The following is a 20,760-nucleotide window of genomic DNA, read 5'->3' as shown; positions in this document are numbered from 1 at the left end:
TCAGCCCGCGCGCTCGGCGTAGCGGTTGAAGCGCCAGGCCGTGTCTTCCAGCGTGATGCGCCGCCAGGTGGCGCGCTTTTCGGCCGGGCTCATCTCGGGCCACAGCTGCACCTCGTCGAAGCTGCGGCCGCAACCCTTGCAGACCTCGTCGCCCTGGCTGGTCGAGCAGATCGCGATGCAGGGCGTGTCGGGCGTGGCCGCGTACCAGTCGAGCCAGGCCGCCTTGGCCCGCTGAGGCAGGCTGGCCTCGTCGGCCTCGTCCTCGCGATGAAACACCATCAGCGCGTACACCTCGGCCAGCGCGCGCAGCTCCGGCGCCAGCGTGACGCCGTCGGGCGAGGGCTTCTTCTGGCGCCAATGGTTGATCGCGGCCTCGATGTCGGTGATGTGTATGCCTGCCATGCTGGGTGTTCCGGGGGAGGGCGATGATAGCGCGGCCGTGCAAATGGGCCTGCAGCTTGCAAGGAAAACGCCTGGCCTGCTTTAATCGCCCCTTCCGAAGGGGAGTAGCTCCCGCCGGCCATGACGTCCCCTCTGCGTCGCGGCCGTCATCGGCAGGCCGTCATGACGAAGCATCGCTTCCGGTCTGTCGGGCAAGCATGCGCCAAACGCCTTGCCGAGCAAGACCTTCGATCCCTGGCCTGATGCGGGCGGGGTCGAGGTTTGCGCGGCAACCGCCCCTGTGGCGGGCCCTCCCCCGCATGCCTCCGAAAGCCTGCATCCGGTCGCCCACACCTGAACCGGAGATTCCGCATGGAGCTTTTTTCTGCCGCCTGGTGGTCAGCGTTGCTGGCCATCGTCCTCATCGACCTCGTGCTCGCCGGCGACAACGCCATCGTGATCGCCCTGGCCGCACGCAGCCTGCCGCCACAGCTGCAGCGCAAGGCGGTCGTCTGGGGCACGGTCGGCGCCATCGCCGTGCGCTCGCTGATGACGGTGGGCGTGGTCTGGCTGCTCAAGATCCCGGGCCTCATGCTGGTCGGCGGCCTGGGCCTGCTGTGGATCGCCTACAAGCTGCTCGACGAGGGCGACGGCGACGGGCACTCCGGCCCGGCCGCGAACACCTTCTGGGGCGCCATGAAGACCATCGTGGTGGCCGACGCGCTGATGGGCGTGGACAACGTGCTGGGCGTGGCGGGCGCCGCCCACGGCGCCTTCGACCTGGTGGTGATCGGCCTGCTGATCAGCGTGCCCATCGTGGTGTTCGGCAGCTCGGTAGTGCTCAAGCTGGTCGAGCGCTTTCCCATCATCATCCATCTGGGCGCGGCCGTGCTGGCCTTCACGGCCGCCAAGATGGTCGTCGGCGAGCCGCTGCTGGACGCGGTGTTCGATCCGCCCGAGCTGATGCACAGCGCGGCGCGCTGGGCCACCTACACGCTGGCCGTCGCCGGCGTGCTGGGCGCCGGCTGGTGGACCGCCAAGCGGCGACAGCCCGCCGCGTGACGCCCCGGGGCCGGGGTGCTATGCTCCCCGGCCATGAAACTGATCCTCAAGTGGCTGCTCAGCGCAGCGGCCCTGCTGGCGCTGGCGCAGCTCTACAGCGGGGTGCAGGTGCAGGGCTTCGCCGCCGCGCTGGTCGCGGCCCTGGTGATCGGCCTGTTCAACACCGTGGTGCGGCCGGTCTTGGTCGTGCTGACCCTGCCGGTGACCGTGGTCACGCTGGGCCTGTTCCTGTTCGTGATCAACGCGCTGATGTTCTGGGCCGCCTCGGGCCTGCTCGAGGGCTTCCAGGTCAGCGGCTTCGGCGCCGCGCTGCTGGGCTCGCTGATCTACTCGCTGTTCGGCCTGCTGATCGACTCAGCGCTCGAGCGCCTGCTCCCGCAGGGCTGATTCCGCCAGCCGCAGCCGGGTGTCGACGATGGACGCCTCGATGTGGTCGCCGGGCTGGCCGGGTCCCTGGCGGTACAGCGCCTGGGCGGCCCTGAAACGGTCCACCGCCGCGGCGTAGTCGAGCTGCGCCAGCCGGGCCTCGCCCTCGGCGCGGATCGCGCGCAAGCCCTGGCCCTGCGCCGCGTGGGCCGCGGCCAGCAGCTGCCAGGCCGAGGCGTCGCGCGGGTGGCTGAGCACCCAGGGCTGCAGCCGCGCGGCCGCCTCGGCCGCCTGCCCGCCGCGCGTGCGCAGCTGGGCCCACAGGAACAACTCGGGCCGCGCCGGCGAGGCATCGCCGGACGCACCCAGCAGCTGCGCGGCCCGCCCCAGATCGCCCGCCTGCAGCGCGACCTCGGCCCCCAGCAGCCGCGCCTGGCGCGCGCCCTGCGGCTGCGCCGCCGCCAGCGGTACCAGGCGCGCCGCGAACGCCGCGGCGCGCGGCAGATCGTTCAGCTGCAGGCTGGCCAGCGCCGCCGCGTAGAGCACGGCCGCCCGGCGCGGCACGGCCAGGCCCGCGAAGCCCGGTGTCTCCGCCTCGGCCACCCAGCCGCGCAGCACGTCCACGCCGGGCCGGGCCAGCACGCGCGCACGCGCCGCCACCATGGCCTGCTCGAGGTCCGGCGGCGGGGCGGCACGCGGCGCGCCCAGCGGCTGGCGCGCCTGCATGTCGGCGATGCGCTCGGTGGTCAGCGGGTGGCTGCGCAGGTAGGGGAAGGCGCCGTTGTCGTTCAGGCGCGAGGCTTGCTGCAGCTTCTCGAACATGCCTACGAAGCCCTCGGCCGCGAAGCCGGCCTGGGTCAGCACGCCGAACCCGATGCGGTCGGCCTCGCGCTCCATGTCGCGCGAGAAATTGAGCTGGCTCTGCGCCGCCACCGCCTGCCCGCCCACCACCACGGCCTGCGCCGCCTGGGGGTTCTTGGAGGCCGCCAGGGCGCCCAGGATCATGGCCCCGAGCAGCCAGGGCGCCTGCCGGTCCTGCTGCGCGATCAGGCGCGAGATATGGCGCTGCGTGACATGGCTGAGCTCGTGCGCCAGCACCGCCGCCAGCTCGTCGCGCCGCGTGACGGCGCCGATCAGGCCCAGGTGCACGCCCAGGTAGCCGCCGGGCAAGGCGAAGGCGTTGATCGTGCGGTCGCGCCCGAGCAGAATCTCCCAGGCGAAACGCTCCTCCAGCTCGGACGTGAGCTCGCCGCGCTGGCGCGCGGCCGCCAGCAGCGGCTGCCACAGGCCCTGCACGTACTCGGCCAGCACCGCGTCGTCGAGGTAGTCGGGGTCGCGGTACAGCTCGCGCGCGATGCGCTCGCCGAGCTTGCGCTCGGCGCCCAGCGTCATCTCGCCGCCGTCGCCCAGCGTGGGCAGCGCCGCCGCCCTGGGCTGGGCCGGCGCCGGTCCGGCGGACAGCAGCGACAAGGCCAGCAGCAGGCCGCCGGCCAGTCGCGGCAGGCGCCCCGGAGGACGCGGTGGGCAGTTGCGAAGTCTCAAGGTGGATTCAACGGCGGCGCACAGGTGCTGCCAGCATAAGCGCACATGGCCGTATCATGCGCGAACGAGATGAAGCTCTTGTAAACGGTTTTTTCCACTGGCCCGCTGCCGCATGAACACCCCCGCATCGCCCCTCACCCATTTCGACGCGCAAGGCCAGGCCCACATGGTCGATGTGGGCGCCAAGCCCGCGACGCATCGCGTGGCTGTGGCCCAGGGCCGCATCGAGATGCAGCCCGCCACGCTGGCGCTGATCCAGAGCGGCAACGCCAAGAAGGGCGATGTGCTGGGCATCGCGCGCATCGCCGGCATCCAGGCGGCCAAGAAGACCAGCGACCTGATCCCGCTGTGCCACCCGCTGGCGCTGACCCGCATCGCGCTCGACTTCGCCACCGAATCCTCGCCCACGGCAGCCGTGGAATGCACAGCGACCGTCGAAACCGTGGGCCCGACCGGGGTGGAGATGGAAGCCCTGACCGCCGTGCAGGTGGCCCTGCTGACCATTTATGACATGTGCAAGGCCGCCGACCGCGGCATGACCATCACCGGCGTGCGCCTGCGCGAGAAGCATGGCGGCAAGTCGGGCAGCTTCGTGAATCCCTGAGCGGGGCAACGGCCACGCCCTGCCGGGCGTGGGGCGGATCACGCCGCGCGTGCCAGGCGCATGCTGGGCAGCTGGTCGGCCGGCATGGGCCGGCCGTAGAGCCAGCCCTGGGCCAGGTCGCAGCCCAGCGCCTGCAGCGCGGTGGCCTCGGCGCCGGTCTCGACCCCCTCGGCCACGACTTCCAGGTGCAAGGCTTTGCCCATGGCCACCACGGTGCGGGCCAGCGACTGGGCGTCGTCGTTGGCCGCCATGCCGTGCACGAAGGCGCGGTCGATCTTGAGCGTGTTGACCGGCAGGTTGCGCAGGTAGGCCAGCGACGAGTAGCCGGTGCCGAAGTCGTCGATCGCCAGGCGCACGCCCAGCGCGCGCAAGCGGTTGAGCTCCTCGAGCACATAGCCGAAGTCGGCCATGATCGCGCTCTCGGTGATCTCGAGCTCCAGCATCTCGGGCGCCACGCCGGCGCGCGCGATCAGCAGCCGCACCTGGTCGGACAGCGAATCGCCGCGCGAGCGCATGAGCTCGAACTGGCGCGCCGAGACGTTGACGGCCACCGCCATCTGGCGGCCCGCTTCGGCCGACCAGCGCGCCACGTCGCTCAAGGCCTGCTCGATCGCCCACAGGCCCAGCTCGGCGATCAGGCCGGTTTCCTCGGCCAGCGGGATGAAGCGCATCGGCGGCACCGGGCCGAACTCCGGGTGGTTCCAACGCATCAGGGCCTCGGCGCCGACCACGGCGTTCTCGGTCCAGCTGTACTTGGGCTGGTAATGCAGCGCGATCTCGCCGCGCGCCAGGGCCCCGCGCAACGCCTTTTCCAGCCGGTGGCGCTTGGCGATCTCGCCTTCCTGCGCAAGGCTGAAACGGGTCAGCGGCGGCTTGGTGCTGAACAGGCCGCTGGCCAGGGCCAGGCTGGCGCGCCGCAGCAGCTCGCCGCTGGCGCTGCCATGGGCCGGGGCCTGCACGACGCCGAAACGGGCGTCGAGCAACATTTCGTAACCGCCCACCGCCAGGGGACGGGCGATGCAGTCGAGAACGCGCGCGCGCAGCCGCTCCAAGGCCGCCTCCGACTCGGCGTCGTCGACCACGATGACGAACTTGGCGCTGCGCCAGTGGGTCAACCACACACCCAGGGGCGCCAGCGCCTGCTGCAGCAGCTTCGCCGCGGCGCTCAGCACCTGCTCGCCGAAGGTGTGGCCCTCCAGGTTGTCCAGGCGCCGGTGGCCCGCCAGCTCGAGCAGCACCAGGGAGAACCGGGTCTCGGGCTCGGCCAGCCGCGCGTCCAGGCATTCCAGCAGCGCATGGGCATTGGGCAGACCGGTCAGGGTGTCGTGACTGGCCAGGTAGGCCAGGTGGCGCTTGCGCTCGCTCAGCTCGGCCGTGCGCTCGGCGACCAGGATCTCCAGCCGCTCAGCCTCGATGCGGCGGTGGTTGTGCAGCGCACGCACCTCGAGCAGGTTGCGGATGCGCAGCAACACCTCGCCCGCATCGAAGGGCTTGGACACGAAATCGCGCGCGCCGGCCTCGAGCGCGGCGAGCCGCGTCGGATGGTCGGCGTGTGCTGTCAGCACCAGCACCGGCAGGTATTCGTCACCCTGCAGGCGCTCGCGCAGCGCGCGCATCACGGCGAAGCCGTCCATGCCGGGCATGCGGATGTCGAGCAGGATCAGGTCGTGCTGGCCCTGGACGAAGCGCTCGACCGCCTCGAAGGGGTTGGTGGTGGACTCGAGATCGCTAAAGCCCGCGTCGTCGAGGATGTCGACCAGCAGGGCCACGTTGGTCGGGTTGTCGTCGACGATCAGGATGCGCGCGTCGGTATGGGGCTGGTCGGGAAGAATCATGCGCCGTCTCCCGGTAAGAACTGCTCGAGGGTCAGCAGCAGCTCGGCCACGTTCACCGGCTTGGCCAGGTAGGCGGCAAACACTTTTTCGTGCTCGGCGCGGGTGGCGCTCGAGCCCGGCACGCTGGCGGACAGGGCGATCACCGGGACGGCGGCCGTCTGCGGCAGGCGCTTGAGCTGGCGCGCGGCGTCCAGGCCGCTCATGCCCGGCAGGTTGATGTCCATGAGGACCAGGTCGGGCTTGCGGCTGCGCGCGAGCTCGATGCCCAGCTCGGCGCTCGGCGCGGAAATCAGCTCGAGGTTGTCGGTCTCGGCGATCAGCTCACGCATCAGCGTCAGGTTGGCAGGGTTGTCCTCGACGTACAGCAGCAGGCGCGAGGCGCGCTGGGTCAGTCCGGTCAGGCCGTTCAGCGCCAGGGCCGCGCCCGCGCCGGCCAGCGGCTCGCCGCCGCTGGCCAGCGGGAACACCACGGTGAAGACCGAGCCCACGCCCAGTGTGCTCTCGAACGAGATGCGGCCGTGCATCTGCTGGACCAGGCGCTGCGTGATCGTGAGGCCGATGCCCGTGCCTTCCGGCCCGCCCGACTCCTGGCCCAGGCGGCTGAAGGGCTTGAACAGCTCGGCCTGGCGCTCCAGCGGAATGCCGGCGCCGGTGTCGCGCACCTCGATGCTCACGCCCTGCTGGTCGGCCAGCGCGCTGATCACCACCGAGCCGCCGTCGCGGTTGTACTTGATCGCGTTGCTCAGCAGGTTCAGCAGCACCTGCTTGCCGCGCGTGAAGTCGAGCGCCGCCGCCGGCAGGCGCGGGTCGATGCGGGCGCGCAGCACGATGCCGCGGCGCTCGGCCATGGCGCGCAGCATCAGCAGGCAATCGTCGATCAGGGGGCCGACCGCCACGCTTTCGATCGACAGGTGGAGCTGGCCGGCCTCGATGCGCGCCAGGTCCAGTACCTCGTTGATCAGCTTCAGCAGGTGCTCGCCGCTCTTGACGATGTGCTCGGCCTGGCCGCGCTGGCGCTCGGACAGCGGCTCGCGCCGGCTGTTCATCAGCAGCTGGGCGAAGCCGAGCACGGCGTTGAGCGGCGTGCGCAGCTCATGGCTCATGCTGGAGAGGAACTCGCTCTTGGCCTGGTTGGCGCGCTCGGCCTCCTCCTTGGCGGCCACCAGCTCGAGGCGCTGGCGCTCGGCCTCGCGCTCGAACTGCCGGGCATGCTCGAACCCGTCCTTGAGCTCGGCGGCCTGACGCGCCAGCTCGAGCTCGTTGACCACCAGGGCCGCGAGCTCGCGCAAGGTCTCGAGGTCCTGCTCGGAAAATTCGCGTGGCGCCTTGTCGACCACGCACAGGGTTCCCAGCGCATGGCCGCTGGCCACCACCAGGGGCACGCCGGCGTAGGCACGGATGCCGGGAAAACCGGTCACCAGGGGGTTGTCGACAAAGCGCGGGTCCTGCAGCGTGTCGGGCACGACCATCGGCTGGCCCGCGTGCACCGTGTGCGCGCAAAGCGAGATGTCACGCGGGTAGGACGCGTTGCCCAGCCGCACCGAAGCCTTCAGCCATTGCCGGTCCGCGGCCACGATGGACACCATGGCGTAGGGCAGCGCGAAGACCCGTTGCGCCAGACGGCAGATGCGGTCCAGGGCCGGGTCATTCGGGGTGTCCAGCACCCGATAGGCCTCCAGCTCGGCCAGCCGATCAGCATCGTTGGTTGGTATCGGAGCCCGGATCATGCAGCAAAGCGGTCCCTGTAGGTCAAACGACGAGCGCCGTTCTTGGGCGGTCCGGCGCGGTTACACCGACAACGCGGCCGAGAGACGGTGTAATGCATATTGCCACACTTGTATCAAGATCCTACTGTTTTAGGCGAAAGCAGCGTGGCGTATCCGCCACGCCCGGCGTGCCAGCAGGCCCTGCAGCGCGGGTACGGGGGTCGGTTCCGCGACCAAGCTTACGCTGGCGAACGCTATGCCGGCAGGTCGGCCGGCGCCGCGGCGACGACCCGGTTGCGCCCTTCGTGCTTGGCGGCATACAGGGCCAGGTCGGCGGCGTGCAGCCAGGCGTCCACCTTGGGATCGTCGCCCTCCAGGCTGGCCACCCCCAGGCTCAGGGTGATCTCGCCAACCTCGGGACAGGCTTGGGCGACGGCCTGCGGCAGCGCGCGGCAGATGCGCTCGGCCAGGGTGATGGCGCCAGCCAGGCTGGTCTCGGGCAGCAGGATGCAGAACTCGTCGCCGCCCAGACGGCCCAGGCAGTCGGGCACGCGCAGCATGGCCTGCACATGGGAGGACACTGCGACCAGCACGCGGTCGCCCATGGCGTGGCTGAAGCGGTCGTTGATGCTCTTGAAGTGGTCGATGTCGAAACAGACCAGGGCCGCCGGCCGCTGGTAGCGCGCCACCCGGGCCACGCAGGCCTCCAGCTCCATGAGGATGCCGCGCCGGTTCAGCGCCCCGGTGAGCTCGTCGCGGCGCGACAGGCGTTCGAGCTTGGCCTCGATCTGGCTTTGCACCATGTTCATGCGGCCGACCGCGCCGACCTGTTCGCGGGTCTGCTCGAGTTTGGCCTCGAGCTGGCCCTGCGCCACGGCGAGGTTGGCCGCGTTGCCGCCGACCATCGCCACACCCAGGACCAGCCAGCTCAGGGACTGGGGCAGCAGCATGGTGTGCGAAGCCGACGCCGGCTCGCCGAGCGTCGCCGCGAGGGCGACGGCGCGGCCCAGGAACAGCGCGGCCGCCACACCCCAACAGATGGCAGCCACCTTGGCCGCCACCTGGCCGGGTGGCAGCGCGATCCGCCACACCACGGCGGCCGTGGTCAGCAGCAAGGCCGCCATGAGCAGGGCGCCCAGCAGCGTGCCTGGCGCCAGGACCTCAGGCCAGGCGCCACCCAGGGCAGTCATCAAGCCCACGGCGGCGATGCAGGCATAACCCCCGCGCCGCGCCGCGGTTCGCCCCGCCGCACGCTGGGCCCCCCACAGCTGCAGGACCAGCGACATGGCCATCGCCGTGTTCGCCAGGAACGGCAGGGCCGCGCCGGAAAACAGCCGCAGCTGCCAGGCGGCCAGTCCCAGCGCCACGACCGACAGGCCCCAGAGGCTGCCGGCCCATTCGCGCAAGGCGACCGGCCGGCTCTGCGCACGCGCCGCCAGGCTCAGGCCCGCCGCCAGGGCCATGGACATCAGGGCCGAGGTCAGGGCCAGGGTGGCGAAATCCAGGCGCATGGTGAGCGCGGACTCAGAGGCTGGGCGTCCAGTCGCGCGCCGCGTCTGCGGGCATGGGCCGGGCCAGCAGATAGCCCTGCACCTGGTCGCAGCCCAGCGCCTTGAGCAACTGCAGGGTACCGGTGTTCTCCACGCCCTCGGCCACCGTGGTCAGGCCCAGCTTCTGCCCCAGGTCCAGCGAGGCCGCCACGATGTCGCGCGACTCCGAGGAGCCGACCATGGACATGACGAAGGACTTGTCCACCTTCAGCTCGGTGAAGGGCAGGCGCGACAGCTGGGTCATCGAGGCGTAGCCGGTGCCGAAGTCGTCGATGCTCAGGTGAAAGCCCTTGATGCGCAAACGGGTCAGGATGTCGAGCGCATCGCCGAAGTTGCGCACCGCGCTGCTCTCGGTCAGCTCCAGCGTGACGCGCTGCGTCGCGAGCCCGAGCTGGGCGCACTGCGCGCTCAGCGCATCGGCCAGCGCCAGGTCCTGCAGCGCGCTCGGCGACAGGTTCAGCGACAGCGAGACCTCGCGGCTGGCCGGCTGGCCGGCCAGCCAGCGCAGGCCGGTGCGGAACACCCAGTCGCTGAGCGCGCCTATCAGGCCGCAGGCCTCGGCCATCGGAATGAAGCGGCTGGGCCGTATCGTGCCCAGATCCGGGTGCTCCCAGCGCACCAGGGCCTCGAAGCCCGCGAGCCGGCCCGAGGACAGCTGCAGCCGGGGCTGGTAATGCAGCTCGAACTGCTCGCAGGCGATCGCCTGCTCCAGCACCTCGGGCGTGATGTCGTCCTCGGTGTAGGCCGCCCACATCGACTGCTGCGAGTGCAGCGAGTCCTGCGGGGGTGGGCAGTCGAGCAGCTCGCGCAGCGCCTTGGGCGTGAACGGCTTGGGCAGCAGGCCCAGGAAGTTGAGCCCGCGCTGCGTCGCGACGCGCCGGGCCGACTCGAGGATCTTCGCCCCCATGCCGCTGGTGACGATCAGCCAGGCCGCGCAGCCACGGCTGGCAAGCAGGCGTATGACCTCGATGCCGTCCATCTTGGGCATGACCAGGTCGACCACCACATGGCTGGGCTGCCAGCGCTCCAGCTCGACGAAAAAGACCGCCGGGTCCACGCAGCAGCGGACGTCAAAACCGCTGCGCCGCGCGACGACCTCCATGGTCTGCGCGACCGCACTCTCATCGTCCAGGATCAGCAAGCGCTTGCTCATGTTGTGCCTCTTGGCTCCTCGTCCATGCCACCATTGTCCAGCAAGGCGCGCAGTTTGCCGGCCAGCTCGCCACGGCCGTAGGGCTTGTGCAGCCAGTCCACGCCGCCGCCCCAGATTTGCTGCGGCGCAGCATCCGGCCCCAGGTAGCCGGAGCAGAACAGCACCGGCAGGCCTGGGCGCAGCCTGCGCGCCTCGCGCGCGAGCTGCGGTCCGCCCATGCCTCCCGGCATGAGCATGTCGGTGAACAGCAGGTCCACCGACGCCCCACCGGCCAGCAGGTCCAGGGCCTGCTGGCCGCCGCCAGCGGTCTGCACCTGGTAGCCCAGGCCGCGCAGCAGCGCCGCGGCATGCGCGCGCACCAGCTCGTCATCGTCCACCACCAGCACGCGTTCGGCGCCACGCGCCGGCGCGTCCACGACCCCGCTGGCGCCGGCCTCGGCCTCGTCCGCCTGGGGCTGCGCCACCGGCAGGTACAGCCGCACCACCGTGCCCTGGCCAGGCCCGGAATCGATGCCCACCTGCCCGCCCGACTGCCTGGTGAAGCCATACACCATGCTCAGCCCCAGGCCCGTGCCCTGGCCACGCAGCTTGGTCGTGAAGAAAGGCTCGAACACCCGCTCCAGCACCTGCGGCGGCATGCCGCTGCCGGTGTCGCTCACGGCCAGCTGCACGTAGCGGCCGGGCACCAGCTCGAGATGGGGCGGCGCTTGCCCGGCCTCGAGCACCAGGCTGGACGCCTCCACCCGCAGGCAGCCTCCGGCCGGCATGGCGTCGCGGGCGTTGAGGCAGAGGTTGAGGACCGCCGTCTCGAACTGCGCGGGATCGATGCGCAGCGCCTCCAGCTGCGGCGCCAGCACCATCTGCACGGCCACCTCGGGGCCCAGGGTGCGTCGCAGCAGCGTCGCCATGCCCTCGAGCAGCTCGCCCGGCCGAACCACCCGAGGCCGCAGCGCCTGCCCGCGCGCGAAAGCCAGCAGCTGATGGGTCAACTCGGCGCCACGCCGGCCGGCGGCATGCACCATGGCCGCCAGCTCGGCCTGGGCCGGGCGATCGGCCAGGTCCTCCATCAGCAGCTCGGCGCTGCCGTTCATCACCGTCAGCAGGTTGTTGAAGTCGTGGGCGATGCCGCCCGTCAGCAGGCCCATGGCCTCGAGCTTTTGCGACTGCGCCAGGCGCTGCTCCAGCGCCCGCCGCTCGCGCTCGGCCTGCTTGCGCCCGGTGATGTCGCGCCCCACGACCACCCAGTGCGTGTACCAGCCCCTGGCATCGGCGACCGGCGCGATGTCCAGCTCCAGCCACAAGGGCGCAGCGGCGGCGCGCCGCTGCTGCAACTCGACCCGCAGTGGCTGCCAGCAACGCAGCGCCGCCTGGATGCGGGCGCGCTCGTCGGGGTCGGCCATCCCGTCCTGCCAGAGCGCGGGCGGACGGCCAATGGCCTGCTCACGCGTGCAGCCGGTCAGGCGCACGAAGGCCTCGTTCACATAGACGATGTTCGGCCCGGGCTCGCCCGTGGCCGTGTCCAGGATCATGACGATGTCGTCGATGCGCTCTATGCCGGCCTCGACCAGCTTGAGGTGCTCGCGCGTGGCGCGCCGCGCCGTGATGTCGCGGAAGAACACGGCCAGCCCCTGGCCCAGAGGCTGTGCCCGCACCTCCAGCCAGGCCTCGCGCAGCGTGGAGCAAGCCTCGAAGCTCACCGTGACCTGCTCGCGCAGCGCGCGCTGGTAATGCTCATGGAACACCGAGTTGCGCGCCTGGGGAAACAGCTCCCAGAGCCTGCGGCCGGTCATCAGCTGGCGCGGCCGGCCCAGGAAGTACTCGGCCTGCCGGTTCACAAAGCCCAGGCGCCACTGCCGGTCCAGCGTGAAGCAGGCCTCGGAGATGCCGTCCAGGAGCTGGCCCATTTCGTCGCCCAGGCCCGATACCGCTGGCGACGCCGTCATGTCACCCGCGGACGATGGGGGCTGCCGCGACGAATGTGACAGGGCTTGCGAACGAGGGGCCACCCATCGCCTCCTTCAGCCACCCGCGCCGGTCTGGCGCCTGGCCCAGTGCGCGTGCGCCTCGGGGAATGCCGCACGATAGCGCACCAGCAGCGCCAGCGCCTCCTGCTCGCGGCCCAGCAGCACCGCGCTCTCGACCAGCGCTTCGACCACGCGGGGCTCGGGGGCGTAGTGCAGCAGTGCGCTGGCAGTGCGGTAGGTCCAGACCGCGTTCTCGCGCGACAGCGCGCTCAGTGTCAGCTCGGCAAAACGCGCCTGGTCGCGAAACAGCCAGCTGCCGCGCACGGCCGCCAGCGGGTCGTCGCGCCAGGCCTCGGCCCGGGCCTCGGGCGGCAGGTAGACCTGACTCACGCGCCAATAGTCCCAGGCCGCGGCGCCGCTGGCCGCGATCAGGGCCAGCGCCAGCAGCTTCTGGGGCCAGGAGGCCAGGGGCTTCGTCGATGTCATGTGGCTTGCCGAACGCGTCGCCGCATTGGGCCAGAGCAGGCCCAGGCACAGGCCCAGCGCGATCTGGAAGGGACCATACCACAGCGGGTATTCGAGCCCGCTGTGCAGCGCGATCACCGCGAGCACGCCCCAGGCCATGCGGCGCGCCGCATCGGTCTCGCGCCAGGGCCGCGCGCGCCAGACGGCCCAGACCACGGCACCGCACAGCGCCATGGCCGCCGGCAGGCCCAGCTCCACCGCCAAGTGCAGCGGCAGGTTGTGCGCGTTGTCCAGGATGTCGCAAAAGCGCGGCCCCTCGTAGAGCGTGACGAAGTGGGCGTAGTCCAGCTCGCCCCAGCCCCAGCCCAGCCAGGGCCGCAGGGCAATCAGCTGCAGCACGTTGCGCCACAGCGTGAGACGGCTCGCGCAGTCCACCTGCTCGCTGGCCAGGCGCGCCAGGGCGCCCGGCGGCAGCGCGCCGAGCCCCGCCAGCCAGGGTAGAGCCATGCTCGCCGCGCCGTAGGCCAGCACCGCGACGACCAACATGCGCCGTTGCAGCGGCCGGCGCAACGCCCCCCAGCCGCCGGCCAACACCAGCACCACGGCCAGTTGGACCAGGCCGGTGCGTGAACCCGAAGCGGCGTTGCCGGCGGCCAGCAGGGCCGCGCCCAGCGTCAGCAGCACAGCCTGCTTGCGCTGCGCCGGCGAGGCCGCCAGGTACAGCCCGGCCACCAGGCCGATGTTGGTCAAAGAGGCGAACTGGTTGCGCTGGCGCAGATTGGCGAAGGCCTGGCCGACCTCCGTGGCGTTGATCCAGGGAGCGAGTGCGGCGCCGACGCCGGCGTACTGCATGAGGCCCATGAAGCTGCTGAGCAGGCCGGCCAGCAGCCAGGCCCAGGCCAGCAGATGCGCGCCCCGCCCCTGCTCGCCGGCCTGGGTCGCCGCGTAACCGGCGCAGACCATGAGCCCGCCCACCAGGGTCCCGGCCCACACCAGCGGCGCCGTCAGCGCGCTGGCCGCCGCGAGCGCACTCAGCGCCAGAACCAGGCCCGACAGCACGCGGCCCTGGGGCGCAGCCAGGAACCACAGCAGGGCGGCGACCAGCAGGCCGAACAGCATGGGTTGCACGGCGGGCGAGGGCCCGCCCGCAAAGGGCCAGAGCCACAAGGCCAGCAGCAGACCGGTCGTCGACCAGGCAGAAATCGTTCTTGTCATCCAGCGGTCAGGGCAGGCGCAGGCTGTCGCGTGGCAGGTGATGGTCGTCCAGTTTCTGTTCCATTTGTTCGCGCAGTTGCCGGTGGATTTTCTCACCGTGCTGCGCACGCAGCACCTGCATCTGTCGCGCCGCTTCCTCGCCCTGGCCGTTCAGCGCCAGCGCCAGCGCATAGCGGTACTGCGTGGCCGTCCAGGGGTGGCGCAGGGCCATCTGCCTGATCAAGCCCAGCTGGCCTTCCGGCATGCCCGGCCGCAGCTCGATGCGCATGCTGTCCAGCAAGGCGCCCAGCTGCGTCAGCAGCAACACCCTGGGCCGCTCGTGCCCGGCCGGCGTCTGGCCGACGCGCAGGGCCTCGAAACGCGCTACGCGGAAATCCTCTTCGACACGCAGGTACTCGACCGCCGACCAGAACACGAATCCCGCCGCCGCCAGCAGCAGGACCGCTGCAGGCCTGCGTCCCAGCCGAAGCAGCGGCCGGACACCGAGCCGGCCCTCGAGCACGCCGAGCGCCAGCATCACCGGCACGAGGAAATAGGCGTAGGCATGCGGAAACTCGAGCATCGCATGCACGCCGACCGGCAAGGCCACGGCAAGGGCGTACCAGCTGACGGCGTCACTGGCGGCGCGCAGCCGACGCCAGAGCCAGAGCGCCGTCGCGCCGACCAGCACCAGCGTCGCGGGGATGCCCAGCCACAGCGCCAGGTCCAGGACCAGGTTGTGGCTGTAAGTGAAGGGCTCGCTGGTCGCATAGGCGTGGGCCACGGCATTGTGCGCCTCGGCCACATTGCCCATGCCCCAGCCCCACCAGGGGCGCATCAGCACGGCCTCGATCAGTTGCGGCCAGACCGTCAGGCGCAGGCTGCCGGTCGCCAAACGGCCCTGGACCTCGCCCGGGCCCGCCATATGCACGGCCGCAAACACCGAGGGCCAGACCACGAACATCAGGCCAGCAATTCCGCCAGCAGCCGGGCCCCACCCCGCCGGCGTCCGTGCTGCCGCCCCGTGGCGCTTGGCGAGCCACCAAAGCAGCAACACGCCCAGTCCCAGCAGCCCTGCGCGCGACTCGGTCATCGCCAGGCCCGCAGACAACAGCGCCCACAGCAGGGCAGCGACCGCGCCGCCGAGCCGGCGGATGGCCAGTAGATGCATGACACTGGCCATGGCCATGACCAGCAGGATGGCCAGGTGGTTGGGCTGGCCCATGTTGCCGCCGGGGCGACGCAGACTGGGCATGCGCGCAATCCAGGCCGAGTCTTGCCACAGGTCGAAGGCCTGGGCGCCGGCCACCGCCGAGGAAACCATGCCGCCGACCAGCAGCACCGCAGCCAGCCGTTCCAGCAGGGACCCGTCATCCGCCGAGGCGCAGGCCGGCTCTTCGGCGCCCTTGGCGCCCGCGTAGCCCAGCGTCAGCGCCGTCGCACACAGGGCCGCATAGAGGACGAACACCAGCGCGCTGCCCCAGAAGGCGATGCTGCCCGCCGCCGCCTGCAACACCGCCCAGGCAGCCAGCGCCAGGAAAGGCCACGCAATGAGCGGGACCGCCAGCCGGTGGGAAAAGGCTCCCTTGGGACCCGGCATGGCGATACCGGCGCCCAGCAGCACGACCAGGAACGCCGGGGCCTCGGCATGCCAGCTGACCCAGGGGGGGAAATGGACGGGCACCAGCCAGGCCAGCGCCATAAGCAGGCCCATGCCGTAAGGCCAGCAGACGCCCAAAGAAAAACGCCCCGGAAGGGGCGTTTTCAGCATACCAATTAATGCCGCCTTCGACATCAGAGGCCGCGACAGGAACCCGGCAGGTACTTGCTCGGCACAGTAGTTACGAAAGCGCTGGTACCCGCGGCAGTCGTATTGCCGCAGACCCACTTGAATACCGCTGAGCCGCCCGTAGGAGTGGCATTGGCACTATCCAGGGGGACCAGCGTCACGAATTTTCCATCGATATTGGTCGCGTCAATGCCGGTGGCCGTTACGCGAACGGCACCGTTTGCATCGGTCTCAACCTTGGCCACGTACTTGGACGATGCCGTGGAGCTTTCGCAACCCCAGTCATTGGCCACGGGCAGGCTGCCTGCCGAGTTGGACTGGAACACTTCGGTAATCGTCGTACGGCAAGCAGATGCGGCTAGCACCACCTCGGACATTTTCGCCCGCTTGCTGTAGTCCTGGTACGCCGGCAGCGCCACGGCGGCCAGGATGCCGATGATCGCCACGACGATCATCAGTTCGATCAGTGTGAAACCCTGTTGCATGGAACGCTTCATTGCTTACTCTCCTTGAGTTGATGCACAAGTGCATGCCGGAGTCCGCAGATTTCGTGCCAGGCGGGAATCGGTGGCCGCGAGGCTCAAATTGAGCACCTTTGGATTAAATTTCCCGCCCTTTTCGGACTCGTCGGGCGCAGGGCTGACATTTCCCGTCAGGCCGCCCTGACAATTCGTGTCAGGCTCAGGCGCTTCAGGCGCGCACGAACTGCATCTGCACGCCCGACAGATCGATATGGTCACCGTCGGCCAGCATCAGCGGCTCGCTGCCCAGCGCCTGGCCGTTGACAGCGGGCGCCTCGCCTTCGATATGAGTCAGCGCGAAGCCCTGCGGCCGGTGCGTGATGGCGGCCACGCCGACCCCGGGCTTGCCCAGGGTGGTGACGATCTTGACCAGGGGCAGCTCGCGGCCGGCACCGGGCCCGTTCAGGACGCGGATACGGGGCCCGGTGCCCGGAGCCGGGGCGGCTGCCACGTCCGAGGCGACGGCCGGTGCGGCGGAAGGCAGTACGGAAGGTGCCGGCGGGGACACGGGCGCCGCCTGGCCGGCCGGCTGCTCCTGCAGGAAGCGCAGGCGGTACTTGCCGATCTCGACCAGGTCGTCGTGCTGCAGCTGGGCCAGCTTGACCGGCCGGCCGTTGAGGCGGGTGCCGTTGGTGCTGCCCAGGTCGTGCAGCAGCACCTGCTGACCCACCAGCTCGAGCGCCGCGTGCTCGCCGCTGACCGCGAGGTTGTCGATCACGATGTCGTTGTAGGGCCGGCGGCCGATGGTCGTGCGCGCCTGGGTCAGTTGGGCTTCCTTGATGACGACGCCGTCGATCGAGACGATGACTTTGGGCATGGGGTTCCTAGGGCCTGTTCTTGCGCCACGAGCCAAATTGTAGGATGGCCGCTCAGGCCGGGGCGCTCAGTTGCGCGAGCACGACGGAAACATTGTCGCGCCCGCCCTCGGCGTTGGCGCCGTCGACCAGGCGCTGCGCCTGCGCCTGCAGGCCGCCGCCCTGGGCGAGCAGGCCGGCCAATCGCTCGTCATCGAGCATGTCGGTCAGGCCGTCGGAGCACAGCAGGTACAGGTCGCCCGGCTCGACGGCCAAGGCGCGCAGCGCCAGCACCACACGTGCCTCCACGCCCAGCGCCCGGGTCAGCAGGAAGCGGCCGGCGGAGCGGGCCGCCTGGGCCGGCGTCAGCAGGCCGGCGTCGAGCTGGCGCTGCAGCAGGGTGTGGTCGGTGGTCAAACGCTCCAGACGCCCCTGGCGCCAGCAGTAGGCGCGTGAATCGCCCACATGGCCGAGCAGGAGCTGGCTGCCATGGAAGGCACCGAACACCACCGTGGTGCCCATGCCGGCGTATTCGGCACGGCTGGCCGCCGCCTGCAGGATGGCCTGGTTCACACGGTCGACGCAGTCGCGCAAGGCCCCCATGGCCTCGGCCGCCGTGGCCTGGCGGCCCGGCCCCGACAGCCAGGGGCCCAGCTCGGCGGCGATCAGGCTCACCGCCATGCGGCTGGCCACCTCGCCGGCCTGGTGGCCGCCCATGCCGTCGGCCAGGACGATCAGCCGGCTGGCCTCGTCGACGCAAACCGCATCCTCGTTGTTGGGCCGCAGCCGGCCGGCGTCCGTCAGCGCGCAGAAGCTGTGCAACATCATGACCGCGCCGCTGCGGATGGCCGATCAGGCGTTTCCTCAGGCCGTCTCCGTCTGGGCGGTGCGGCCGCGCTGCAGGAGCTTGCCGACCGCCAGCACGATCAGGGCACCGGCGACGCCCAGGGCGTAGTTCCAGGCCTTGCCCTGGGGCAGGTACTCGACCAGGCCGGGGTCGGTGTGCACCATGGTGCCGGCGATCCAGCCCAGCAGCATGCCACCCACGGTGATGATGAAGGGGAAGCGGTCCATCAGCTTGAGCACCAGCTGGCTGCCCCATACGATGATGGGAATGCTGACCAGCAGACCGAAGATCACCAGCGGCAGCTGGTGCTGCTCGCCCGCGCCCTGGGCGGCGCCGGCGATCGCGATCACGTTGTCTATGCTCATCACCAGGTCGGCCACGATCACGGTCTTGACGGCGCCCCAGAGCTTGTCGCTGGCCTTGATGTTGCTGTGCTCGTCCTCGTCCTCGGGCACCAGCAGCTTGATGCCGATCCAGACCAGCAGCGCGCCGCCGACCAGCTTGAGGTAGGGAATGGCCAGCAGGGTCAGGGCGAAGGCGATCAGGATCACGCGCAGCACGATGGCGCCGGCCGTGCCCCAGAGGATGCCCTTGGTGCGCTGGTGCGCCGGCAGCTGGCGGCAAGCCAGTGCGATGACCACGGCGTTGTCGCCGCCGAGCAGGATGTCGATCATGATGATCTGACCGACGGCGAGCCAGAAATGGGCGGTGAGGAATTCTTCCACGGTGATCTTTCGGACGGACGCCACAGGGCGTCATTGAAAAAAATGACAAAGCCGGATTGTCCCGCAGGAAATCCGGCTTGGCATTGTGGCAAACCGCAATGACGCCCGGCACCGGGCGCCATTGCGAAGGCCCCAGGCTTACAGCAGGCCCTTGAGCAGGCGCCCCATCTCGGACGGGTTGCGCGTGATCTTGAAGCCGCATTCCTCCATGATGGCCAGCTTGGCGTCGGCCGTGTCGGCGCCGCCGGAGATCAGCGCGCCGGCATGGCCCATGCGCTTGCCGGGGGGCGCCGTCACGCCGGCGATGAAGCCGACTATGGGCTTCTTCATGTTGGCCTTGCACCAGCGCGCGGCTTCCGCCTCGTCCGGGCCGCCGATCTCGCCGATCATGATCACGGCGTCGGTGTCCGGGTCGTCGTTGAAGGCCTGCATCACGTCGATGTGCTTGAGGCCGTTGATCGGGTCGCCGCCGATGCCCACGGCCGAGGACTGGCCGATGCCCAGCTCGGTCAGCTGCGCCACGGCTTCGTAGGTCAGGGTGCCGGAGCGGCTGACGACGCCGACGCGGCCCTTCTTGTGGATGTGGCCGGGCATGATGCCGATCTTGATCTCGTCGGGCGTGATCAGGCCCGGGCAGTTGGGGCCCAGCAGCAGGGTCTTCTTGCCGCCGGCGGCCTCCTTGGCCTTCATCTTGTTGCGCACTTCGAGCATGTCGCGCACCGGGATGCCTTCGGTGATGCAGATCGCCAGGTCCAGGTCGGCTTCGACGGCCTCCCAGATCGCGGCGGCCGCGCCGGCGGGCGGCACGTAGATCACGGAGACGGTGGCGCCGGAGGCCTGCTTGGCTTCCTGCACGGTGGCGTAGATGGGCACGCCCTCGAAGTCCTCACCGGCCTTCTTGGGGTTGACGCCGGCGACGAAACAGTTGGCGCCGTTGGCGTACTCGCGGCACTTGGAGGTGTGGAACATGCCGGTCTTGCCGGTGATGCCCTGGGTGATGACTTTGGTGTCTTTGTTGATGTAGATGGACATGGCGGACTCCTCTTAGGCGTTGACGGCGGCGACCACCTTCTGGGCGGCTTCGGCCATGGTGTCGGCGCTGATGATGGGCAGGCCGGATTCGGCCAGCATCTTCTTGCCCAGCTCTTCGTTGGTGCCCTTCATGCGCACGACCAGCGGCACGGACAGGTTCACGGCCTTGCAGGCGGTGATGATGCCGGTGGCGATGGTGTCGCAGCGCATGATGCCGCCGAAGATGTTGACGAGGATCGCCTTGACCTTGGGGTTCTTGAGCATGATCTTGAAGGCCTCGGTGACCTTCTCGGGGGTGGCGCCGCCGCCCACGTCCAGGAAGTTGGCCGGCTCGGCGCCGAACAGCTTGATGGTGTCCATGGTGGCCATGGCCAGGCCCGCGCCGTTGACCAGGCAGCCGATGTTGCCGTCCAGGCTGATGTAGGCCAGGTCGAACTTGCTGGCCTCGATCTCGGCCGGGTCCTCCTCGTCGAGGTCGCGCAGGGCGACGATCTCGGGGTGGCGGAACAGGGCGTTGGCGTCGAAGTTGAACTTGGCGTCCAGCGCCATCAGCTGGTTCTGGCTGTCACGGTTGAGCGGGTTGATCTCGACCAGGGAGGCGTCGGTGTCCATGTAGCACTTGTAGAGCTTCTGGAACAGGTCGACGGCCTGGGCCGTGGACTCGGCGGGCAGGCCGATGCCGGCGGCGATCTTCCTGGCCTGCTCGGCGGTCAGGCCGGCGAGCGGGTCGATGAACTCGGTGATGATCTTCTCGGGCGTGCTGTGCGCCACTTCCTCGATGTCCATGCCGCCTTCGCTGGAGGCGATGAAGGCGAGCTTCTGCGTGGCGCGATCGGTGACGACGGAGACGTAGTATTCCTTCTGGATGTCGGCGCCGTCTTCGATGTACAGGCGGCGCACCTTCTGGCCCTCGGGGCCGGTCTGGTGGGTCTTGAGCTGCATGCCCAGGATCTCGCCGGCCAGGCGCTTGACGTCGTCGATGCTCTTGGCGACCTTGACGCCGCCGCCCTTGCCGCGCCCGCCGGCGTGGATCTGCGCCTTCACCACCCACACCGGGCCGCCCAGCTTCTGGGCGGCTTCCACCGCCTCCTGCACCGTGAACGCCGCAATGCCGCGCGGCACAGGCACACCGAATTGACGCAAGATTTCCTTGCCCTGGTACTCGTGAATCTTCATGAAGTCTCTCTCAGGAGTGGATGGTTTTCACCTGGCTGCGGCGTTTGACTTCGA

At 70.1% G+C, this 20,760-nt stretch carries 18 protein-coding genes; 3 read left to right on the top strand and 15 right to left on the bottom strand.

Annotated elements, in window-relative coordinates; all coding sequences use genetic code 11:
• On the bottom strand, nucleotides 1-402 hold the full coding sequence (locus FFS10_RS04040; protein WP_137891722.1) for a DUF3717 domain-containing protein: 402 nt from the start codon (nucleotides 400-402) through the stop codon (nucleotides 1-3).
• A gap of 351 nt (nucleotides 403-753) precedes the next feature.
• Between FFS10_RS04040 and FFS10_RS04035 the strand changes: the two genes are divergently transcribed.
• Together FFS10_RS04035 and FFS10_RS04030 are read left to right on the top strand one after the other, a co-directional pair.
• A complete protein-coding gene (locus FFS10_RS04035) occupies nucleotides 754-1,443 on the top strand; it encodes a TerC family protein (RefSeq protein WP_137891720.1) in 690 nt (229 codons plus the stop codon).
• A 33-nt stretch (nucleotides 1,444-1,476) separates the two neighbouring features.
• The gene (locus tag FFS10_RS04030) at nucleotides 1,477-1,830 is read left to right on the top strand and encodes a phage holin family protein (protein WP_137891717.1); all 354 of its coding nucleotides are present in this window, start codon (nucleotides 1,477-1,479) and stop codon (nucleotides 1,828-1,830) included.
• Here FFS10_RS04030 and FFS10_RS04025 read toward each other — a convergent pair.
• Nucleotides 1,798-3,351, bottom strand: coding sequence for a M48 family metalloprotease (locus tag FFS10_RS04025; RefSeq protein WP_502702649.1), 1,554 nt, complete (start codon nucleotides 3,349-3,351; stop codon nucleotides 1,798-1,800). The two genes, FFS10_RS04030 and FFS10_RS04025, sit on opposite strands and share 33 nt — an antisense overlap.
• Before the next feature lie 112 nt (nucleotides 3,352-3,463).
• Between FFS10_RS04025 and moaC the strand changes: the two genes are divergently transcribed.
• The gene (gene moaC, locus FFS10_RS04020; protein ID WP_137891715.1) at nucleotides 3,464-3,955 is read left to right on the top strand and encodes a cyclic pyranopterin monophosphate synthase MoaC; all 492 of its coding nucleotides are present in this window, start codon (nucleotides 3,464-3,466) and stop codon (nucleotides 3,953-3,955) included.
• A 38-nt stretch (nucleotides 3,956-3,993) separates the two neighbouring features.
• Here moaC and FFS10_RS04015 read toward each other — a convergent pair whose 3' ends face one another.
• The 13 genes from FFS10_RS04015 to sucC form a co-directional block, all read right to left on the bottom strand.
• Complete coding sequence (locus tag FFS10_RS04015; protein WP_137891712.1) at nucleotides 3,994-5,790, bottom strand: EAL domain-containing response regulator; 1,797 nt, start codon at nucleotides 5,788-5,790, stop codon at nucleotides 3,994-3,996.
• Nucleotides 5,787-7,517 carry a hybrid sensor histidine kinase/response regulator gene (locus tag FFS10_RS04010; RefSeq protein ID WP_137891710.1) on the bottom strand — a complete coding sequence of 577 codons (1,731 nt, stop codon included), beginning with the start codon at nucleotides 7,515-7,517 and terminating at the stop codon, nucleotides 5,787-5,789. The genes FFS10_RS04015 and FFS10_RS04010 overlap by 4 nt, the downstream gene beginning before the upstream one ends.
• 233 nt (nucleotides 7,518-7,750) lie before the next feature.
• A complete protein-coding gene (locus FFS10_RS04005) occupies nucleotides 7,751-9,007 on the bottom strand; it encodes a GGDEF domain-containing protein (RefSeq protein ID WP_137891708.1) in 1,257 nt (418 codons plus the stop codon).
• A gap of 13 nt (nucleotides 9,008-9,020) precedes the next feature.
• A complete protein-coding gene (locus tag FFS10_RS04000; protein WP_137891706.1) occupies nucleotides 9,021-10,199 on the bottom strand; it encodes an EAL domain-containing response regulator in 1,179 nt (392 codons plus the stop codon).
• The gene (locus tag FFS10_RS03995; RefSeq protein ID WP_137891704.1) at nucleotides 10,196-12,142 is read right to left on the bottom strand and encodes a hybrid sensor histidine kinase/response regulator; all 1,947 of its coding nucleotides are present in this window, start codon (nucleotides 12,140-12,142) and stop codon (nucleotides 10,196-10,198) included. The genes FFS10_RS04000 and FFS10_RS03995 overlap by 4 nt, the downstream gene beginning before the upstream one ends.
• Nucleotides 12,143-12,217: 75 nt before the next feature.
• Nucleotides 12,218-13,843: a PglL family O-oligosaccharyltransferase gene (locus FFS10_RS03990; protein WP_171016055.1), complete on the bottom strand. Its 1,626-nt coding sequence runs from the start codon at nucleotides 13,841-13,843 to the stop codon at nucleotides 12,218-12,220.
• Between the two features lie 7 nt (nucleotides 13,844-13,850).
• The gene (locus FFS10_RS03985; protein WP_171016056.1) at nucleotides 13,851-15,536 is read right to left on the bottom strand and encodes a PglL family O-oligosaccharyltransferase; all 1,686 of its coding nucleotides are present in this window, start codon (nucleotides 15,534-15,536) and stop codon (nucleotides 13,851-13,853) included.
• A gap of 80 nt (nucleotides 15,537-15,616) precedes the next feature.
• Complete coding sequence (locus tag FFS10_RS03980) at nucleotides 15,617-16,108, bottom strand: pilin (protein ID WP_137891700.1); 492 nt, start codon at nucleotides 16,106-16,108, stop codon at nucleotides 15,617-15,619.
• A gap of 193 nt (nucleotides 16,109-16,301) precedes the next feature.
• The gene (locus tag FFS10_RS03975) at nucleotides 16,302-16,949 is read right to left on the bottom strand and encodes an FHA domain-containing protein (protein WP_137891698.1); all 648 of its coding nucleotides are present in this window, start codon (nucleotides 16,947-16,949) and stop codon (nucleotides 16,302-16,304) included.
• Between the two features lie 52 nt (nucleotides 16,950-17,001).
• The gene (locus FFS10_RS03970) at nucleotides 17,002-17,754 is read right to left on the bottom strand and encodes a PP2C family protein-serine/threonine phosphatase (RefSeq protein ID WP_349654573.1); all 753 of its coding nucleotides are present in this window, start codon (nucleotides 17,752-17,754) and stop codon (nucleotides 17,002-17,004) included.
• A 36-nt stretch (nucleotides 17,755-17,790) separates the two neighbouring features.
• Nucleotides 17,791-18,498 (bottom strand): TerC family protein, encoded by a 708-nt coding sequence (locus FFS10_RS03965; RefSeq protein WP_137891695.1) that lies wholly within the window; start codon nucleotides 18,496-18,498, stop codon nucleotides 17,791-17,793.
• A 138-nt stretch (nucleotides 18,499-18,636) separates the two neighbouring features.
• Nucleotides 18,637-19,530: a succinate--CoA ligase subunit alpha gene (gene sucD / locus FFS10_RS03960; protein WP_137891693.1), complete on the bottom strand. Its 894-nt coding sequence runs from the start codon at nucleotides 19,528-19,530 to the stop codon at nucleotides 18,637-18,639.
• Nucleotides 19,531-19,542: 12 nt separating this feature from the next.
• Nucleotides 19,543-20,706 (bottom strand): ADP-forming succinate--CoA ligase subunit beta, encoded by a 1,164-nt coding sequence (gene sucC, locus FFS10_RS03955; protein WP_137891691.1) that lies wholly within the window; start codon nucleotides 20,704-20,706, stop codon nucleotides 19,543-19,545.
• Between the last annotated feature and the right edge of the window lie 54 nt (nucleotides 20,707-20,760).

This window comes from Ramlibacter sp. 2FC (assembly GCF_005503345.1).
In the GTDB taxonomy this organism is placed as follows: Bacteria; Pseudomonadota; Gammaproteobacteria; order Burkholderiales; family Burkholderiaceae_C; genus SCMQ01.
The sequence above is the reverse complement of the archived record's forward strand: the minus strand, read 5'-3'. Positions and strand labels throughout refer to the sequence as shown.

What these genes read in the sequence shown, in the direction of transcription:
- FFS10_RS04040 (WP_137891722.1), bottom strand. Translation starts at nt 402, where the DNA reads ATGGCAGGCATACACATCACCGACATCGAGGCCGCGATCAACCATTGG.
- FFS10_RS04035 (WP_137891720.1), top strand. Translation starts at nt 754, where the DNA reads ATGGAGCTTTTTTCTGCCGCCTGGTGGTCAGCGTTGCTGGCCATCGTC.
- FFS10_RS04030 (WP_137891717.1), top strand. Translation starts at nt 1,477, where the DNA reads ATGAAACTGATCCTCAAGTGGCTGCTCAGCGCAGCGGCCCTGCTGGCG.
- moaC (WP_137891715.1), top strand. Translation starts at nt 3,464, where the DNA reads ATGAACACCCCCGCATCGCCCCTCACCCATTTCGACGCGCAAGGCCAG.
- FFS10_RS04015 (WP_137891712.1), bottom strand. Translation starts at nt 5,790, where the DNA reads ATGATTCTTCCCGACCAGCCCCATACCGACGCGCGCATCCTGATCGTC.
- FFS10_RS04010 (WP_137891710.1), bottom strand. Translation starts at nt 7,517, where the DNA reads ATGATCCGGGCTCCGATACCAACCAACGATGCTGATCGGCTGGCCGAG.
- FFS10_RS04005 (WP_137891708.1), bottom strand. Translation starts at nt 9,007, where the DNA reads ATGCGCCTGGATTTCGCCACCCTGGCCCTGACCTCGGCCCTGATGTCC.
- FFS10_RS04000 (WP_137891706.1), bottom strand. Translation starts at nt 10,199, where the DNA reads ATGAGCAAGCGCTTGCTGATCCTGGACGATGAGAGTGCGGTCGCGCAG.
- FFS10_RS03995 (WP_137891704.1), bottom strand. Translation starts at nt 12,142, where the DNA reads ATGACGGCGTCGCCAGCGGTATCGGGCCTGGGCGACGAAATGGGCCAG.
- FFS10_RS03990 (WP_171016055.1), bottom strand. Translation starts at nt 13,843, where the DNA reads ATGACAAGAACGATTTCTGCCTGGTCGACGACCGGTCTGCTGCTGGCC.
- FFS10_RS03985 (WP_171016056.1), bottom strand. Translation starts at nt 15,536, where the DNA reads ATGGGCCTGCTTATGGCGCTGGCCTGGCTGGTGCCCGTCCATTTCCCC.
- FFS10_RS03980 (WP_137891700.1), bottom strand. Translation starts at nt 16,108, where the DNA reads ATGAAGCGTTCCATGCAACAGGGTTTCACACTGATCGAACTGATGATC.
- FFS10_RS03975 (WP_137891698.1), bottom strand. Translation starts at nt 16,949, where the DNA reads ATGCCCAAAGTCATCGTCTCGATCGACGGCGTCGTCATCAAGGAAGCC.
- FFS10_RS03970 (WP_349654573.1), bottom strand. Translation starts at nt 17,754, where the DNA reads ATGATGTTGCACAGCTTCTGCGCGCTGACGGACGCCGGCCGGCTGCGG.
- sucD (WP_137891693.1), bottom strand. Translation starts at nt 19,530, where the DNA reads ATGTCCATCTACATCAACAAAGACACCAAAGTCATCACCCAGGGCATC.
- sucC (WP_137891691.1), bottom strand. Translation starts at nt 20,706, where the DNA reads ATGAAGATTCACGAGTACCAGGGCAAGGAAATCTTGCGTCAATTCGGT.